Here is a 12,265-nt window from a genome sequence, read left to right on the forward strand (position 1 = left end):
TTAATCGCGGAAGTTTTTAAACTGGAACGGCTGCCCCAGATCGCCGCCGCGCACCAGCGCCATCACGGACTGGAGGTCGTCGCGGGATTTCCCGGTGACGCGAATCTCTTCGCCCTGAATCTGCGCCTGCACCTTCAGCTTGCTGTCTTTGATGAGCTTCACAATCTTCTTCTGCACCGCGCTCTCGATGCCCTGCTTCAGCTTAGCTTCAACAAACCAGTTCTTACCGCTGTGCACAAACTCTTCCGGCACATCCAGAGACGTCCCTTCGATGCCGCGCTTTAACAGCTTGGCGCGCAGAATGTCGAGCAGCTGATTTACCTGGAAATCAGACTCGCTCAACACCTTGATGGTCTTATTTGCGTCGTTCAGCTCAAACGACGCCTCAACGCCACGAAAATCGAAACGTGACTCAACTTCGCGGGTTGCGTTCTCAACGCCGTTGCGAACTTCCTGGATATCAACTTCGGAAACAATATCGAAAGATGGCATCTTTTCTTCTCCCTTCACTTTTGTTGCGTTGCATAATACCCGCTACGAGGCATAACTCAACAGAAGCTTAGCTGTATAATTAAGCTGTAACACCTGGCGCAGTTGCAGGTGAGGAGGAACAATGAAAATTACAGTGCTCGGATGTGGAGCCCTTGGTCAGCTGTGGCTGACCGCGCTGTGCAAGCACGGACATGAGGTTCAGGGCTGGCTGCGCGTGCCCCAGCCCTATTGCAGTGTAAACCTGATTGGTGAAGACGGAAGCATCTTTAACGAATCCCTCACCGCGAACGATCCGGATTTCCTGGCGCAAAGTGACCTTTTACTGGTGACGCTCAAAGCGTGGCAGGTCTCAGACGCGGTAAAGACGCTGTCCGCCCAGCTCCCCCCCACTTCGCCCATACTGCTGCTGCATAACGGCATGGGGACCCTTGACGAGCTGAAAAGCGTTCCGCAGCCCCTGCTGATGGCGACGACCACGCACGCTGCCCGTCGCGACGGCAACATCATCGTGCATGTCGCCAGCGGGGTGACGCACATTGGACCCGCCAGAACGCAGGATGGCGACTATAGCTATCTGGCCGATGTGCTGCAGAAGGTGCTGCCGGACGTGGCCTGGCATAACCATATTCGTCCTCAACTCTGGCGCAAGCTGGCCGTAAACTGCGTGATCAATCCGCTGACGGCGCTGTGGAACTGTCCGAACGGAGAGCTGAAAAATCATCCACAGGACGTTGCGGTGCTGTGTGCAGAAATCGCGGCGGTCGTTGAGCGGGAAGGCCTGCACACGTCGGCGGACGATTTGCGCTGTTATGTCGATCAGGTCATTGAAAGCACGGCAGAAAACATCTCCTCGATGCTGCAGGACGTTCGGGCATTACGCCACACGGAGATCGACTATATCACCGGTTATCTGCTAAAACGCGCCCGCGCGCACGGCATCGCGGTGCCGGAAAACGCCCGTCTGTATGACCTGGTTAAACGTAAGGAGAGTGAATATGAGCGCGTCAGCCCTGATCTGCCTCGCCCCTGGTAGCGAAGAGATGGAAGCGGTCACCACCATTGATTTGATGATGCGCGGTGGCATTAAGGTGACAACCGCCAGCGTCGCCAGCGACGGCAGCCTGGCGATTACCTGCTCGCGCGGCGTGAAGCTGCTCGCGGATGCCCCGCTCGTGCAGGTAGCCGACGGGGATTACGACATCATCGTTTTGCCCGGTGGCCTGAAAGGCGCGGAATGTTTTCGCGACAGCCCGCTGCTGGTCGAGACCGTGCGTCAGTTTCATTTATCCGGCCGTATCGTCGCCGCTATCTGTGCCGCCGCCGGCACGGTGCTGATTCCGCACGATATCTTCCCTATCGGCAACATGACCGGCTTCCCGGGGCTTAAGGATACGATCCCGGAAGAGCATTGGGTGGATAAACGCGTCGTCTGGGACCCGCGCGTCAACCTGCTGACCAGCCAGGGACCCGGCACCGCAATTGATTTTGGCTTAAAGATTATTGACCTGCTGGTCGGGCGCGAGAAGGCGTACGAAGTGGCGTCATCGCTGGTGATACCGGCGGGGATTTATAATTATTACGAATAGGTGTTTTCTCCCTCTCCCTGTGGGAGAGGGCCGGGGTGAGGGCATCAGGCCGCACTCCCCGGCGAGAAACTACGGGCGATACACCTTCACATTCGCAAAGCCCTGCTCGCGCAGATACAGCGCCTGCAGGCGGCTCATCACCCCGCGCTCACACCACAGCAGGTACGTTTTGCTCTGGTCGAGATCGCCAAACTTCGTGCTCAGCTTGTAGAACGGCAGAGAAACCACGTCGACGCCTTCAACCTGCAGCGGCTTGTCATCCTGCTCATCAATAGAGCGGATATCCAGAATCGCATCGTTAGCGCCGAAACCGCTCACGGTTTCCACTTCTACCACTTCCTGCTCGGTCTGCTGAGCAATCTCGCGGATATCAATGTTGGACGCTTCCGCCACCACTTTTTCCAGAATGCTGAAATCGAAGTGCTCTTCTTCCGCTTCGATCTTCGCCTTCACCGCTTTCACCGTTGGGCTTTTTGAGATCACGCCGCAGTATTCCGGCATGGTGCGGGCAAAATCTTCGGTGCCGATTTCGCGCGCCAGATCGATGATGTGTTCTTTATCGTGAGAGATCAGCGGACGCAGGATCAGCGTATCAGACACGTTGTCGATCAGACGCAGGTTGGTCAGCGTCTGGCTGGAAACCTGGCCCAGCGCTTCGCCGGTGACCAGCGCCTGCACGCCGTAGCGTTCAGCCACTTTGGACGCCGCGCGCACCATCATGCGCTTCAGGATGACGCCCATCTGGCCGTCGTCCACTTTCTCCAGAATCTCGCCGACCACCGGTTCGAAATTAATTGCCACGAAACGCACGCGGTGGGAGCTGCCGAAGCGGTTCCACAGGTAATGCGCGACCTGACGAACGCCGATCTCGTGCGCCGCGCCGCCCAGGTTGAAGAAGCAGTAGTGTACGCGGCAGCCGCGGCGCATCAGCATATAGCTGGAGACGCCGGAGTCGAAGCCGCCGGAGATCAGGGACAGGACGTCTTCCTGGGTGCCGATCGGGAAGCCGCCGATGCCTTCATAGCGCCCTTTCACCAGCAGCAGGCGATCGTTTTCGATCTCCAGATTGACGGTCACATCCGGGTTGGTCAGGCGCACGCGCGCAGACTCGACGTGCTGGTTCAGACCGCCACCGACGTAACGCTCCACTTCAATGGAGCTGAACTCGTGCTTGCCGCGACGCTTTACGCGCACGCAGAAGGTTTTGCCTTCGATCTGGTCGCGGTACTGGACCAGCGCTTTCTCGAAGATGTCGTGCATATCGCTGAACGGGACATCTTCCACTTCCAGGATATGGTGGATACCCGGAATACGGGTCAGGGCGTCGCGAATATCCTGACGTTTGTTTTCGTCTTTGGCACGGACCTCAACATGGTCCCAGTGGCGCACCACGGCGAGGGTTTCGTCGTAGTGCTTTAATACGTTACGAATGTTCCCGGTGAGAATTTTAATAAAGCGCAAACGCACAGATTGGCTTTTGATGGTGATTTCAGGGAACAATTTAATGATAAACTTCATGGCGGCAATGTTTCTTAGGCAAGCGTATTAAGGCTTGTAATGGAAAAGAGTACAGCAGCCCACACCCGTGGCTGCATCCAGGCGCGCAAGTATACCACCATCGCGCCGCTCCTGTGCACATTGCGCGTTATTTGATAATTGCCCTGAGTCCGTTACCATGTCGGGGCTGAGAATATAAGAGTCAATTCACTATGCCGAAGAAGAACGACGCACCGGCCAGTTTCGAAACTGCGCTGAGTGAACTGGAGCAAATTGTTACCCGCCTTGAGAGCGGCGATCTCCCGCTGGAAGAGGCGCTCAACGAATTCGAGCGTGGCGTGCAGCTGGCGCGCCAGGGGCAGGTCAAGCTGCAGCAGGCCGAGCAGCGCGTGCAGATCCTGCTTTCCGACAGCGAAGACGCGAAAACCACGCCTTTCACACCGGACGCCGAGTAAATGGATTTTGCCAATGAGCTTCAGGCGCGTGTCGTACGCGCCAACGACGCCCTGCGCCGTTTTATCGCGCCACAGCCTTTTCAGAACACTCCACTGGTTGAAGCCATGCACTATGGCGCACTCTTGGGTGGAAAGCGCCTGCGCCCGTTCCTGGTGTACGCCACAGGCAATATGTTTGGCATCAGCGATAACACGCTGGACGCCCCGGCAGCCGCCGTTGAGTGCATCCATGCCTACTCGCTGATCCACGACGATCTCCCGGCCATGGACGACGACGATTTACGTCGGGGTCAACCTACCTGCCATATCAAGTTTGGCGAGGCGAATGCCATTCTGGCGGGTGATGCCCTGCAAACGCTGGCGTTCTCGATTTTGAGCGACGCGCCGATGGCGGAAGTGGCTGACCGCGACCGCCTGGCGATGATCTCCGAGCTGGCAATGGCCAGCGGCGTGGCCGGCATGTGTGGCGGACAAGCGCTGGATCTTGAAGCGGAAGGACGTCAGGTTAATCTGGAACAGCTGGAGCGTATTCATCGCCATAAAACAGGGGCGTTGATCCGTTCCGCCGTTCGCCTGGGCGCGCTGAGCGCGGGTGAACAAGGGCGCAAAGCCCTGCCGATTCTGGACAGATACGCAGAAAGTATCGGTCTGGCATTCCAGGTTCAGGATGACATTCTGGATGTGGTGGGCGATACTGCAACATTGGGTAAACGTCAGGGTGCGGACCAGCAGCTTGGCAAAAGTACCTACCCCGCCCTGCTGGGCCTTGAGCAAGCCCAACGTAAAGCCCGGGATCTGATTGACGATGCCCGCCAGTCGCTAAATGAACTGGCCGCGCAATCGCTGGATACCTCGGCACTGGAAGCGCTAGCGGACTATATAATCCAGCGTGATAAATAAACTATATATCTCGATGAGCCTTTGATGAGTTTTGATATTGCCAAATACCCGACACTGGCGTTAGTTGACTCCACCCAGGAGTTACGTCTGCTGCCGAAAGAGAGCCTGCCGAAGCTGTGCGACGAACTGCGTCGCTACCTGCTCGACAGCGTTAGCCGCTCCAGCGGCCATTTCGCCTCCGGGCTTGGCACGGTAGAGCTGACCGTGGCGCTGCACTATGTCTATAACACGCCGTTCGATCAGCTCATCTGGGACGTGGGCCACCAGGCTTATCCGCACAAAATTCTGACCGGACGTCGCGATAAAATTGGCACCATTCGTCAGAAAGGCGGCCTGCACCCGTTCCCGTGGCGCGGTGAGAGCGAGTACGATGTGCTGAGCGTCGGCCACTCCTCTACCTCCATTTCGGCGGGCATCGGGATTGCCGTTGCCGCCGAAAAAGAGAACAAGCAGCGCCGCACCGTCTGCGTGATTGGCGACGGTGCCATCACCGCCGGTATGGCCTTTGAGGCCATGAACCATGCGGGCGACATCAAGCCGGACATGCTGGTTATCCTTAACGATAACGAAATGTCGATTTCCGAGAACGTCGGCGCGCTGAACAACCATCTGGCGCAGCTGCTCTCCGGCAAGCTTTACTCCTCGCTGCGTGAAGGCGGCAAGAAAGTCTTCTCCGGCGTGCCGCCAATCAAAGAGCTGCTCAAGCGTACCGAAGAGCACATTAAAGGCATGGTCGTGCCGGGCACCCTGTTTGAAGAGCTGGGCTTTAACTATATCGGCCCGGTTGACGGCCATGACGTGCTCGGTCTGGTGACCACGCTCAAGAACATGCGCGACCTGAAAGGCCCGCAGTTCCTGCACATCATGACCAAAAAAGGGCGTGGCTACGAACCGGCGGAAAAAGATCCGATCACCTTCCACGCGGTACCGAAATTTGACCCGTCCAGCGGCTGTCTGCCAAAAAGCAGCGGCGGCATGCCGAGCTATTCAAAAATATTCGGCGACTGGCTGTGCGAAACCGCCGCGAAAGACAACAAGCTGATGGCGATCACCCCGGCCATGCGTGAAGGCTCCGGCATGGTGGAGTTCTCCAGAAAATACCCTGACCAGTATTTTGACGTTGCCATTGCCGAGCAGCATGCGGTGACGTTTGCGGCGGGCCTGGCCATTGGCGGCTACAAGCCGGTTGTCGCGATCTATTCCACCTTCCTGCAGCGCGCCTACGATCAGGTGATCCACGACGTGGCGATTCAGAAGCTGCCGGTGCTGTTTGCTATCGATCGTGCAGGCATCGTCGGTGCCGACGGCCAGACGCACCAGGGCGCGTTTGACCTGTCGTTCCTGCGCTGTATTCCGGACATGGTCGTCATGACGCCAAGCGACGAGAACGAATGTCGTCAGATGCTGTTTACCGGCTACCACTATCAGGATGGCCCAAGCGCCGTTCGCTACCCGCGCGGCAATGCAGTGGGCGTTGAGCTCCAGCCGCTGGAAAAACTGCCGATCGGTAAAGGTCTGGTGAAGCGTCGCGGTGAAAAAGTGGCGATCCTGAACTTCGGCACGCTGATGCCAGAGGCGGCGAAAGCGGCTGAAGCGCTGAATGCCACCCTGGTGGACATGCGCTTTGTGAAACCGCTCGACGAATCGCTGATCCTGAGTATGGCGGAGACGCATGACGTGCTGGTCACGCTGGAAGAAAACGCCATTATGGGCGGCGCGGGCAGCGGCGTGAACGAGGTGCTGATGGCAAATCGTAAAGCCGTGCCGGTGCTAAACCTCGGCCTGCCGGATCATTTCATTCCGCAGGGTACCCAGGACGAAGCCCGTGCGGCGATTGGCCTGGACGCTGCCGGTATCGAAGCAAAAATCCGCCGCTGGCTGGACTGACCCCTTCCCCCTTTTCCGCTCCTGCTATGCTTAAACCTGGTGTTTAAACAGCAGGAGCGGAACCGTGCAATACACAACATTAGGAAAAACGGACCTTAAGGTTTCCCGACTTTGTCTGGGATGCATGACCTTTGGCGAACCCGATCGGGGAAACCACGCCTGGACGCTGCCGGAAGAGAGCAGCCGTCCGATTATCAAACGCGCCATCGAGGGCGGCATTAACTTCTTTGACACCGCCAACAGCTACTCCGACGGCAGCAGCGAGGAGATTGTTGGCCGCGCCCTGCGCGATTTTGCCCGTCGTGATGACATCGTCGTCGCCACCAAGGTCTACTATCCGGTAGGCGACCTGGCTGAGGGACTTTCTCGCGCACAGATCCTGCGATCCATTGATGACAGCCTCAGACGCCTGAACATGGATTACGTCGACCTGCTGCAAATTCACCGCTGGGATTACAACACGCCAGTCGAGGAGACGCTTGAAGCGCTGAACGACGTGGTCAAAGCCGGTAAAGCACGCTACATCGGCGCGTCGTCTATGCACGCGTCGCAGTTTGCTCAGGCGCTGGATCTCCAGGCGCAGCACGGCTGGGCGCGCTTCGTCACCATGCAGGATCACTACAACTTGATCTATCGTGAAGAAGAGCGCGAGATGTTGCCGCTGTGCCATCAGGAAGGTGTGGCGGTGATCCCGTGGAGCCCGCTGGCGCGCGGTCGTCTGACCCGTCCGTGGGGAGAAACCACAGCCCGTCTGGTATCGGATGAAGTGGGAAAAAATCTGTATGGCGGAACGGAAGCCAGCGATGCGCTGATTGCCGAACGTTTAGCCGGGATCGCCGACGATACCGGTGCAACCCGCGCCCAGGTGGCGCTGGCCTGGCTGCTGGGCAAGCGCGGCGTCGCGGCGCCGATTATCGGCACATCCCGGGAAGAGCAGCTTGACGAACTGCTGAATGCGGTGGATATCACGCTGACGCCGGAGCAGGTTGCCGAGCTGGAGACGCCGTATCAGCAGCATCCGGTGGTAGGATTTAAGTAAGCACGTAGGCCGGGTAAGGCGAAGCCGCCACCCGGCAATACAGAGCGCACAACATCACGCGAAGTGATCGTACCCTTTCCAATCCAGCGTAACCGGCTCACCGTCTTTCACAAACTTCAGCCCTTCACTCTCCGGCATGATCTGACCGATGCAGGTAAATTTCGCGCCGAGATGCGCTAACGCCACATCCAGCGTTCCGCGATTGAGCTCAGGCACCGTGAAGCACAGTTCGTAGTCTTCACCACCGGACAGCGCCCAGCGCAGGGCCAGCTCAGGCTCTACATGGCGAAGCAGTTGCTCAGACAGCGGGAACAGATCCAGGTCAACGCGCGCGCCGACGCCGCTGGCCTTCAGAATATGGCCGAGGTCCGAGATCAGCCCGTCAGAGAGATCGATAGCCGAGCTTGCCCGCTCGCGCAGCGCCTGGCCGTGCAAGATACGCGGTGTTGGCCGCAGATGGCGTTTTACCAGATATGCCGCATCATCAGCATCTTCAACCGTTAAACGGTTCTGAAGGATCGCCAGCCCTGCCGCGCTGTCGCCCGGCGTACCGGTCACGTAGATCCAGTCGCCTGGTTTTGCGCCTGAGCGCTTCAGCGCGCGGCCAAGCGGCACGTAGCCGTGGATCGCCAGCGTCATCGACAGCGGACCTGCAGTGGTATCACCGCCAATCAGCTGCATATCGTAGTAGCTAAGCTGTTCAAACAGCGCATCGCTAAAGGCTTCCAGCCAGGCTTCATCCACCTCTGGAAGGGTCAAAGCCAGCGTCAGCCACGCAGGATCGGCACCCATCGCCGCCAGATCGCTGACGTTCACCGCCAGCGCTTTATACGCCAGATCGGCAGGATCGATATCCGGTAAGAAATGACGGCCGCACACTAAGGTGTCGGTGCTGATTGCCAGCGTCTGTTTTTCGGGAATATTGAGAAGTGCACAGTCATCGCCAATGCCGGTTTCAACATCAAGACGAGAGGTTCTGACACGGTCGAAATAACGGGCAATCAGGGAGAATTCGCCGCATGCCATACGTTATGCCTCAGCAAATAAAAGAAAAAACCGGAGCCGCACTGCCCGTCAGGCAATGCAGAACTCCGGTTTGCGGATCACTTTTTGTGGGGACGGATCGCAGGTGCTGCTTTATCAAGTACGCCGTTTACAAACTTGTGGCTGTCTTCAGCGCCGAAGGTTTTCGCCAGTTCGATCGCTTCGTTGATGGCCACTTTATACGGCACATCATCACGTTTAGACAGCTCAAACAGCGCAATACGCAACACTGCTTTTTCTACCTGGCCCAGCTCTTCGAGCAGACGGGACAGGTAAGGCTTCATCAGACCATCGAGATACGCGCTATTAGTCGCCACTCCCGACAGCAGTTCACGGAAGTACAGAACGTCAACGTCTTTCACGTCCTGTTCTGACAGGAACTGGTATTCAACATCAGAGATGTCGTTCTGGGACAACTGCCAGGAGTAAAGTGCCTGGACGGCACATTCACGGGCGCGGCGACGAGCAGCAGGTTTCACGGAATTCCCCTTACAAAAAAATCAGGCCTTGATGGCTTTCAATACATTGATCATTTCAAGCGCGGTCAGTGCAGCTTCTGCACCTTTGTTACCGGCTTTGGTGCCAGCACGTTCGATGGCTTGTTCAATACTTTCGGTGGTCAGCACGCCGAACGCGACAGGAATTTCAGCATCCTGCGCAACGTGTGCCAGACCGTTGCTTGCACCGCCCGCAACGTATTCGAAGTGCGCAGTGCCGCCACGAATAACGGTACCCAGTGCAATCACCGCGTCATATTTACCGGTTTTCGCCAGCGCGCCCGCCGCCAGTGGCAGTTCGTAAGCGCCTGGAACCCAAACAACGGTAATATTGTCATCTTTAACCTGGCCGATACGTTTCAGGGCGTCAATAGCACCTTCCAGCAGGCTGTCGTTGATGAAGTTGTTGAAACGCGCAATGGTGATGGCGACGCGAGCGTCCGGGGTAGCTACAGCAGCTTCAATAATGTTCATACTCTTCCTTTACGGGTTCATTTGGCCCCGCAGGGGGGCGGATTTTATCATAATACTTTGCGCACTGCTTCCCTATTTCAGGAGCAATTACGCTGTCGTTAAGTGGAGGCAGACATCCGGACCTACCGGACGAATCTCGCTAAATTTGAGTTGCGGTGCGTCGGCCAGTTTTTCAAGGCCAGGCAGCACAAACAGGCCGCGCGCATCGTGACCTAACAGTTTAGGCGCAACGTAAACAATCAGTTCATCCACCAGTCCGGCCTGTAAGAGCGCACCGGCGAGCGTTGGCCCGGCTTCGACCCAGATGCTGTTCACCTGCTGCTTGCCGAGCAGCATCATCAGCACCACCAGATCCAGATGACCGTTATGCTCCGGCACCATAATGCTGCGCACGCCTTCCGGCCATTCGCGCGTATCTTCTTTAGTGCGGGCAATCCAGGTTTCACCCGGCTGCTGGACGATGCGGTGCTTCGGCGTCACCCGGTTCTGGCTATCAATGACAATACGCAGCGGCTGACGCAGGTTCTCCTGCGGGTAAAGCGCCTGGGTATCGGCATTCAGTTCGTCCCAGCGCACGGTCATAGCCGGATCGTCAGCCAGAACGGTTTCACTGCTGGTGAGAATAGCATGGCTTTGCGCGCGCAGACGTTGCACATCGCGCCTTGCCTGTGGCGACGTGATCCACTGGCTTTCGCCGTTTGCCATCGCCGTACGACCGTCCAGCGAGGCGCCCAGCTTGAGCTGAATATACGGGAACCCCGTGCGCATGCGCTTCAGAAAGCCTTTGTTGAGCGCTTCCGCGTCCTGCATCATCAGGCCATGGCTGACGTCAATGCCTTCCTGCTGCAGGCGATACAGACCGCGTCCGGCTACCTGCGGATTCGGATCCTGCATCGATGCGACCACGCGCGAAACACCTGCCGCGATCAGCGCTTCGCAGCACGGCGGCGTACGCCCGTGATGGCTGCAGGGCTCCAGCGTGACGTAGGCCGTAGCACCGCGCGCCTTCTCGCCGGCCATGCGCAGCGCATGAACCTCAGCATGCGGTTCGCCGGCACGATAGTGAAACCCCTCCCCCACGATCTCGCCATCTTTGACGATAACGCACCCGACGTTCGGGTTAGGATGGGTAGTAAAACGACCGCGCTGCGCCAGCTTCATGGCTCTCGCCATGTAAATCTCATCCTGCATGAGCTTAATCCTGTAAGCGGGCGATCTCTTCGCCAAACTCTTTGATATCTTCGAAACTGCGGTAGACCGAAGCGAAGCGGATATAGGCGACCTTATCGAGCTTTTTCAGCTGCTCCATCACCAGGTTGCCGATCATTTTGCTCGGCACTTCACGCTCACCCAAACCACGAAGGTAAGATTTTATGTGGTTTAACGCCATTTCAACGTCGTCCGCGCTGACGGGACGTTTTTCCAGGGCCTTCAGCATCCCACTGCGCAGTTTCTCTTCGTTAAACGGCTCGCGCACGTCGTTGCTTTTTACCACGCGCGGCATTACCAGCTCAGCAACCTCAAAGGTCGTGAAACGCTCGTTGCACACCAGACATTGCCGACGACGGCGTACGGATGACCCTTCGCCCACAAGACGAGAGTCGATGACTTTGGTATCCACAGCGGAGCAGAATGGGCAATGCATACGGTATCCCTGTTATCCGGTTAACTAATTTTCATTTTACCCTGATCTGGCCTGACAACAAAGGAAGAGCTTTTTGAGACAAAGGATCTATGTCTGACACGATGATGCTGACTACCATTAGGACGATCCGTTATTTCAAGGAAATAAACGCAATGACAAGACGTTACCTGAAAATTTTGCTGGTGGGGAGCCTCTTCACCCTTAGCGCCTGTGCACAGCAAACCGAAGTCCGTCAGATGAAACAGAGCGTGAATACGCTCAATACGGCGATGGACAAACTGAACAAAGAAACGGTGAAGATCACCCAGCAAAACGCGCTGAATGCTAAATCCAGCAGCGGGGTTTATCTGCTACCGGGGGCGAATACGCCCGCGCGGCTCAATAGTCAGATTGGCACGCTGAAAATGTCTCTGGTGAACGTGGCGGCGAATGCAAATGGTACTCGCGCAACATTACGCATCCAGGGAGAATCCAACGATCCGTTGCCAGCCTTCAGCGGCACCGTCGAATGGGGACAGATCCAGGGCACCACGGAGAGCTACCAGGAGGTGAATGTTAATCGTCAGCTGTTCACCGCACCGGCCAGCGTGCTGGCTCCGAGCGATGTTGACATTCCACTGCAGCTTAACGGACTGACTCCGGATCAGTTAGGTTTCATCCGTATTCACGATATCCAGCCCGCCGCTCAGTAACCCCTCTTTTAGCGGAGTGAAATGTCACTCCGCTAACATTTACATTTCGTATGGATT

14 protein-coding genes are annotated in these 12,265 nt (G+C 57.1%); 7 read left to right on the top strand and 7 right to left on the bottom strand.

The window, feature by feature from the left end:
• On the bottom strand, window positions 1-492 hold the full coding sequence (locus BM007_RS08090) for a YajQ family cyclic di-GMP-binding protein (RefSeq protein ID WP_023334701.1): 492 nt from the start codon (window positions 490-492) through the stop codon (window positions 1-3).
• 121 nt (window positions 493-613) lie between these two features.
• Between BM007_RS08090 and panE the strand changes: the two genes are divergently transcribed.
• Both panE and yajL read left to right on the top strand, forming a co-directional pair.
• Window positions 614-1,525, top strand: a complete 912-nt coding sequence (gene panE / locus BM007_RS08095) for a 2-dehydropantoate 2-reductase (protein WP_090418037.1) — start codon at window positions 614-616, stop codon at window positions 1,523-1,525.
• Entirely contained in the window at window positions 1,488-2,078 is a 591-nt protein-coding gene (yajL, locus tag BM007_RS08100; protein ID WP_090418039.1) for a protein deglycase YajL, read from the top strand. The genes panE and yajL overlap by 38 nt, the downstream gene beginning before the upstream one ends.
• A 69-nt stretch (window positions 2,079-2,147) precedes the next feature.
• On the opposite strand, the gene thiI is transcribed toward yajL, so the two are convergent.
• On the bottom strand, window positions 2,148-3,596 hold the full coding sequence (thiI, locus tag BM007_RS08105) for a tRNA uracil 4-sulfurtransferase ThiI (protein ID WP_024906813.1): 1,449 nt from the start codon (window positions 3,594-3,596) through the stop codon (window positions 2,148-2,150).
• 191 nt (window positions 3,597-3,787) lie between these two features.
• On the opposite strand from thiI, the gene xseB reads away from it, so the two are divergent.
• From xseB to BM007_RS08125, 4 genes are all read left to right on the top strand, one after another.
• Window positions 3,788-4,030, top strand: coding sequence for an exodeoxyribonuclease VII small subunit (gene xseB, locus BM007_RS08110; protein ID WP_008503331.1), 243 nt, complete (start codon window positions 3,788-3,790; stop codon window positions 4,028-4,030).
• A complete protein-coding gene (gene ispA, locus BM007_RS08115; RefSeq protein ID WP_008503332.1) occupies window positions 4,031-4,930 on the top strand; it encodes a (2E,6E)-farnesyl diphosphate synthase in 900 nt (299 codons plus the stop codon). It begins immediately after the preceding gene.
• Between the two features lie 24 nt (window positions 4,931-4,954).
• The gene (dxs, locus tag BM007_RS08120; RefSeq protein WP_024906812.1) at window positions 4,955-6,817 is read left to right on the top strand and encodes a 1-deoxy-D-xylulose-5-phosphate synthase; all 1,863 of its coding nucleotides are present in this window, start codon (window positions 4,955-4,957) and stop codon (window positions 6,815-6,817) included.
• A 64-nt stretch (window positions 6,818-6,881) separates the two neighbouring features.
• The gene (locus BM007_RS08125; protein ID WP_048992550.1) at window positions 6,882-7,856 is read left to right on the top strand and encodes an aldo/keto reductase; all 975 of its coding nucleotides are present in this window, start codon (window positions 6,882-6,884) and stop codon (window positions 7,854-7,856) included.
• Between the two features lie 54 nt (window positions 7,857-7,910).
• Here BM007_RS08125 and thiL read toward each other — a convergent pair whose 3' ends face one another.
• From thiL to nrdR, 5 genes are all read right to left on the bottom strand, one after another.
• The gene (gene thiL / locus BM007_RS08130; RefSeq protein ID WP_024906810.1) at window positions 7,911-8,882 is read right to left on the bottom strand and encodes a thiamine-phosphate kinase; all 972 of its coding nucleotides are present in this window, start codon (window positions 8,880-8,882) and stop codon (window positions 7,911-7,913) included.
• Between the two features lie 77 nt (window positions 8,883-8,959).
• Complete coding sequence (gene nusB, locus BM007_RS08135) at window positions 8,960-9,379, bottom strand: transcription antitermination factor NusB (RefSeq protein ID WP_024906809.1); 420 nt, start codon at window positions 9,377-9,379, stop codon at window positions 8,960-8,962.
• A gap of 21 nt (window positions 9,380-9,400) precedes the next feature.
• The gene (ribE, locus tag BM007_RS08140) at window positions 9,401-9,871 is read right to left on the bottom strand and encodes a 6,7-dimethyl-8-ribityllumazine synthase (protein WP_006176874.1); all 471 of its coding nucleotides are present in this window, start codon (window positions 9,869-9,871) and stop codon (window positions 9,401-9,403) included.
• 87 nt (window positions 9,872-9,958) lie between these two features.
• Complete coding sequence (ribD, locus tag BM007_RS08145; protein WP_090418042.1) at window positions 9,959-11,062, bottom strand: bifunctional diaminohydroxyphosphoribosylaminopyrimidine deaminase/5-amino-6-(5-phosphoribosylamino)uracil reductase RibD; 1,104 nt, start codon at window positions 11,060-11,062, stop codon at window positions 9,959-9,961.
• 4 nt (window positions 11,063-11,066) lie between these two features.
• On the bottom strand, window positions 11,067-11,516 hold the full coding sequence (gene nrdR, locus BM007_RS08150; RefSeq protein ID WP_008503337.1) for a transcriptional regulator NrdR: 450 nt from the start codon (window positions 11,514-11,516) through the stop codon (window positions 11,067-11,069).
• Between the two features lie 152 nt (window positions 11,517-11,668).
• On the opposite strand from nrdR, the gene BM007_RS08155 reads away from it, so the two are divergent.
• A complete protein-coding gene (locus tag BM007_RS08155) occupies window positions 11,669-12,208 on the top strand; it encodes a SadB/YajI family lipoprotein (protein WP_024906807.1) in 540 nt (179 codons plus the stop codon).
• The last annotated feature ends 57 nt before the right edge of the window (window positions 12,209-12,265 follow it).

This window comes from Enterobacter sp. NFIX59, assembly GCF_900113755.1.
Taxonomy (GTDB): Bacteria; Pseudomonadota; Gammaproteobacteria; order Enterobacterales; family Enterobacteriaceae; genus Enterobacter; species Enterobacter pseudoroggenkampii.

Coding starts and splice junctions, on each gene's coding strand:
- BM007_RS08090 (WP_023334701.1), bottom strand. CDS start 492: ATGCCATCTTTCGATATTGTTTCCGAAGTTGATATCCAGGAAGTTCGC.
- panE (WP_090418037.1), top strand. CDS start 614: ATGAAAATTACAGTGCTCGGATGTGGAGCCCTTGGTCAGCTGTGGCTG.
- yajL (WP_090418039.1), top strand. CDS start 1,488: ATGAGCGCGTCAGCCCTGATCTGCCTCGCCCCTGGTAGCGAAGAGATG.
- thiI (WP_024906813.1), bottom strand. CDS start 3,596: ATGAAGTTTATCATTAAATTGTTCCCTGAAATCACCATCAAAAGCCAA.
- xseB (WP_008503331.1), top strand. CDS start 3,788: ATGCCGAAGAAGAACGACGCACCGGCCAGTTTCGAAACTGCGCTGAGT.
- ispA (WP_008503332.1), top strand. CDS start 4,031: ATGGATTTTGCCAATGAGCTTCAGGCGCGTGTCGTACGCGCCAACGAC.
- dxs (WP_024906812.1), top strand. CDS start 4,955: ATGAGTTTTGATATTGCCAAATACCCGACACTGGCGTTAGTTGACTCC.
- thiL (WP_024906810.1), bottom strand. CDS start 8,882: ATGGCATGCGGCGAATTCTCCCTGATTGCCCGTTATTTCGACCGTGTC.
- ribE (WP_006176874.1), bottom strand. CDS start 9,871: ATGAACATTATTGAAGCTGCTGTAGCTACCCCGGACGCTCGCGTCGCC.
- ribD (WP_090418042.1), bottom strand. CDS start 11,062: ATGCAGGATGAGATTTACATGGCGAGAGCCATGAAGCTGGCGCAGCGC.
- nrdR (WP_008503337.1), bottom strand. CDS start 11,516: ATGCATTGCCCATTCTGCTCCGCTGTGGATACCAAAGTCATCGACTCT.
- BM007_RS08155 (WP_024906807.1), top strand. CDS start 11,669: ATGACAAGACGTTACCTGAAAATTTTGCTGGTGGGGAGCCTCTTCACC.